Below are 4,063 nucleotides of genomic sequence, written 5' to 3' on the forward strand. Positions count from 1 at the left end.
TCCGTTAGAATGTTCATTTAAGCCTCTCTGTGATGGCGTGCCTGGATCAGCAAAAAATATAGATATATCATGACAGTTGCATATTGTTTTCCAGTTTGAAAACTCCTTACCACAATTAAAAGTAATTGATTTAAATATATGAGAAGGTAAAGCTGAAAACATTGAGTGCAGAGCATTTTCGGTTCTGTTGCAAAGTTAAAATTATACTATAAATTTAACTTTGCAACAGAACCGGATTTACTAATTGAATGGTGTAAATATCAAGATGAAGATATTTATGAACGCTATAAAAATCATGAATTACCAGGGCAAAAAATAATATTTGCAAAAAATATATATTCTAGCTGCTACAAAATAACAAAAAAGAGTGCGTTCTTATTAAAGAATGCACTCTTTAAACTTCTCTATATTAGAATTAAAGAACTTAAAAATAATGATTTAAAACCTAATTAGTCTATGATAATGAGATAATTTCTTTTGTAAAATCAAATCTGAACATCTAAAAAACTAAACCACTTCTATTAATAATTATTTTTCTCTAAAAATTCTTGTAAAACTTTATCTGATATTGCCTTTATGGACGTGTCTTTGTCTAACGCCATTTGACTAAGTCTTCTTTTTATCAGAGTATCAACTCTCATAGTCGAACTTTTAGCCATTGGCTTATAATTTTCTGTATACTTCACTGCTGAAGTGTCTATGTCATCTAAAAATCCTCTTTTCTGTTGTCCTACGACTTTAATATTATCTAAAAATCCTGCCATTGCAATCACCTATCCTTCTATTAATTCTATTCTTTCAATCAATTCTTTATATATCGCTTCTAACATATGCAAAACTCTTTTATCATGAACATCTTTATCCCTAATACCTTCTGCACCGAATTTCTTAATTCTTTCTCTTTGAAATATTTGATTTTTAAACAGAGCATTTGAAAAAGTCTTTTTAGATATTTCTAATATATATTCATCAATATTACCATTTTTCTTGATTAATACAGGTATCGCACCTATTAATTCAAACGGTAAATTTGATTCTTTTTTTCTATCTCTTAAAAAATTAACAAATGATAAACTGCTTTCATACGCTGATTGTTGTGTCTGGAATACCATAGCAATGTAGTCGCTTGCATATACAGCATTATTTGTAAAATCTGAATTTATCGTTGGTGGTACATCTATAAAAATGTAGTCAAAATTATAATTTTTTTTAATTTGATCAATAACTGTTTTAAGTATATATCGCTTTTTTATAATATCTGTTTTTGCAATAATATCTGACAAATTAGCTAGTGAAGAATCTGCAGGTAATAAAGATAATTTCGTTGATAAATTTATAATACTATCTTCTAATTCCCCTGTTTTAAGAGCATCTATAAATGTTTGTTTTTCATCTATTGCTTCTGGATATGTTCTTTTCATAATTTGGGTAGCGTTCCCCTGAGGATCAAAATCAACTAATAGAATTCTTTTATCATACCTTTCAGAGCCAATATATGATAATAAAGTTGATACAGTAGTTTTTCCTACCCCTCCTTTAAAATTACCAATAGTTATAACTGACATATACAACACTCCTTACTGTTATAATATATTATATTATAACAGTAACTTGTGACATGTCACAAGTTACTGTTATACAATTCCAAAAAATCAACTCTAACAAAAACAAATCACATGTTACATGTGATTTGTTTTTGTTACCCTATTATTGTTTATATTCCTATGTTTTGTTATCCTTATAGATATACAAAAACATTCAGTTGTTAGTCGCAACTGAATGTTTCAGAGATAGTAAAACGCGAGTGAACGTTTTAATATATACAATAATATTTATTATAACTGTAAACAATTTATGTATCAACTATATAAATTCAACATCCCCATCGTAAGCGTTTTATTACCTCTAACCAAAACAAATAAGGAAAGAGGTTTTTATTATGTCTCAATCACTACGTTTTACAAAACTATACAAATTTTTATTTGAAGATCCTACATTTAAAACTTTACCAGCGAAAGCCAAATTGCTCTATGCATTAATTTCTGAGCGTCAAAGCTTATCGAAAGCTAATGCTAAGCAACATGGCATTCAGTCCCAATTTATCGATAATGAGGGGCGTTTGTTCTCCATTTATACGAATCAAGAACTGATGACGAAACTTAATATGTCGAAACCAACGGTAATCAAACTAAAAAAACAATTGATTGAATTTGGTTTATTAGAAGACGTGCGTCTCGGTAACAATCAACCGAATCGTTTATATCCCAAAAAGCCCTATGATAACTATTTCTATGCCTATGATGTTGACGAATTTTATCGTCTTCCTCATGCTTTATTTGAAAATCCCAAATATCAATCTTTAGCGGCTGAATCTATCATTGCTTATGCGATTTATCTGAGTCGTTATGAGTATAGTATCTATAAAAATCATTTCTCGGATGAAAATGGTGCAGTCTATTGTTGTTTCTCTAATGACAATATGGCAAACATTTTAGATGTGAGTACACGAAAAGTAGAACGTATCAAAAAAGAATTGATTGTTTCGAGTCTAATGATTAATAAGCGTGCATCTTTTGGTAAATCGAATAGATTATATATTTCACTCCCTAAAGCTAGTGATGACAAGGAAGTAAAAAATTGTCGGCATGGGAAGTTAAAAATTGTCGGCACTGGAAGTAAAAAATTGTCGGCATGGGAAGTTAAAAAATGTCGCACTAGTTATACTTATTTTAGTTATACTTATTCTAGTGATATTGATTCTAATGATATGAATGATACGTATGATAATAATATTGATGAAGTACATGAAATAAATGATTCACCACAAACAAATCATTCAAGTCATCCAAATCATCAACACAACACAGAGGATACATTTAACGAACAACAAGTCGAACAAGAGATGTTACTTCAACACTTACCAGACTATGTACAATTGAACTTAAAACATTTTAGTAATACTGAAATTCGTTGTATTAAATCTGTACTGAATAAAGCGAAAGCCAGTTATAATCACCACGCACCTGTAGATGAACGTGTTACGTATGAAGCCTGTACCTATGCTATTGGGGAAGCTTTACGACGTATCAAACTATTAAGCCGACAAAAAAATGAAAATATCTGTGATCTAGAAGCCTACATGATGCAAACATTTAAACGTGTCTTTGTTGAACATGTGCTGAACGACCAACAGAAACTTGACGATACTAAAACAAAAACGCAGGATATTTCACAATTTGAACCGAAAAATGCGTTCCAATCGATGGCAAAACGTATGTTTCTTGATGTTTGATAACTTTAATATTTAGGAAGGAGAGATAGTTGTGAATGAAAAAGAGATAGGGATTGCGTTTTTGAACCACTTTACGCAAGTGGAGGCTTATTTAGAGACTTTAGGTGTGCCCGAAAACCATATCACAGATATTAAGCCGATAGTCATTCAGAACTATCCCTATGAACGCTTTTTGTTTGATGATTTAGGCGATGTAACGAATGTGATCATTCCCTTTTCTAAAGTCATTGGGAGTAACTTATTTGGGAATATTGGCTACAAGTAGTTTGAATTAGTGAAATGGTCGCTAGAACAGAACTTTCATGGTAACGCGCCTAACCTTAAACCCCAAAAAATACAAGGCTGTTTAGGTTTTCTAAAATCGTTAGGTTGGGAAAATTGGAATCAAAGTTATCAAACATTGGATATTGGAGAACTCTATTTTAGTTTGCTACTTGATGACAAAGGGCATGTGATAACCTATATGCATGAAGGTGGCAATGGTGGCGGTAGACATCGAATATTTACTGGTAAAGTCTGTGGTGCAGAATATGTCAGAGTTGCGAGATTGACACAATTTAGATTAAATAAACAAAAATTGGCATATTATAAAAACAATTGGTACTTGAGCAACAAATTAAAGATATTATTTAAAAAGGTGAATTGTTTCAAATTGTTTGTTTCGTATATTTTATTTATGTTTTGAAAGGAGTATCTTTTCATGAAAAAAATATTATTATTAGTGAGCACATGTTTATTATATTTAGATTGTCAAATTAAGCTGGACAGTTT

Annotated in this window: 5 protein-coding genes and 1 pseudogene; 3 read left to right on the top strand and 3 right to left on the bottom strand. The window is 30.6% G+C overall.

The genetic code is table 11. From position 1 onward, the window contains the following. The 3 genes and pseudogenes from JV528_RS14195 to JV528_RS14205 all read right to left on the bottom strand — a co-directional run. A pseudogene (locus tag JV528_RS14195) lies at positions 1-147 on the bottom strand (IS30 family transposase); the annotation flags it as partial. 374 nt (positions 148-521) lie between these two features. Continuing rightward, positions 522-764: a hypothetical protein gene (locus JV528_RS14200; RefSeq protein WP_044290595.1), complete on the bottom strand. Its 243-nt coding sequence runs from the start codon at positions 762-764 to the stop codon at positions 522-524. Between the two features lie 9 nt (positions 765-773). Then, the gene (locus tag JV528_RS14205; RefSeq protein ID WP_000111526.1) at positions 774-1,565 is read right to left on the bottom strand and encodes a ParA family protein; all 792 of its coding nucleotides are present in this window, start codon (positions 1,563-1,565) and stop codon (positions 774-776) included. 374 nt (positions 1,566-1,939) lie between these two features. On the opposite strand from JV528_RS14205, the gene JV528_RS14210 reads away from it, so the two are divergent. The 3 genes from JV528_RS14210 to JV528_RS14220 are packed head-to-tail and all read left to right on the top strand — an operon-like array spanning position 1,940 to position 3,977. Continuing rightward, positions 1,940-3,292, top strand: coding sequence for a replication initiator protein A (locus JV528_RS14210; protein ID WP_172693197.1), 1,353 nt, complete (start codon positions 1,940-1,942; stop codon positions 3,290-3,292). 31 nt (positions 3,293-3,323) lie between these two features. Next, positions 3,324-3,557: a hypothetical protein gene (locus JV528_RS14215; protein WP_172693198.1), complete on the top strand. Its 234-nt coding sequence runs from the start codon at positions 3,324-3,326 to the stop codon at positions 3,555-3,557. 9 nt (positions 3,558-3,566) lie between these two features. Next, a complete protein-coding gene (locus tag JV528_RS14220; protein ID WP_172693199.1) occupies positions 3,567-3,977 on the top strand; it encodes a hypothetical protein in 411 nt (136 codons plus the stop codon). The last annotated feature ends 86 nt before the right edge of the window (positions 3,978-4,063 follow it).

Source organism: Staphylococcus sp. GDB20D11A (assembly GCF_016893255.1).
GTDB classification, from domain to species: domain Bacteria; phylum Bacillota; class Bacilli; order Staphylococcales; family Staphylococcaceae; genus Staphylococcus; species Staphylococcus aureus.

Excerpts from the sequence above, each read along its gene's own strand:
- JV528_RS14210 (WP_172693197.1), top strand. The coding sequence starts at position 1,940 with ATGTCTCAATCACTACGTTTTACAAAACTATACAAATTTTTATTTGAA.
- JV528_RS14200 (WP_044290595.1), bottom strand. The coding sequence starts at position 764 with ATGGCAGGATTTTTAGATAATATTAAAGTCGTAGGACAACAGAAAAGA.
- JV528_RS14205 (WP_000111526.1), bottom strand. The coding sequence starts at position 1,565 with ATGTCAGTTATAACTATTGGTAATTTTAAAGGAGGGGTAGGAAAAACT.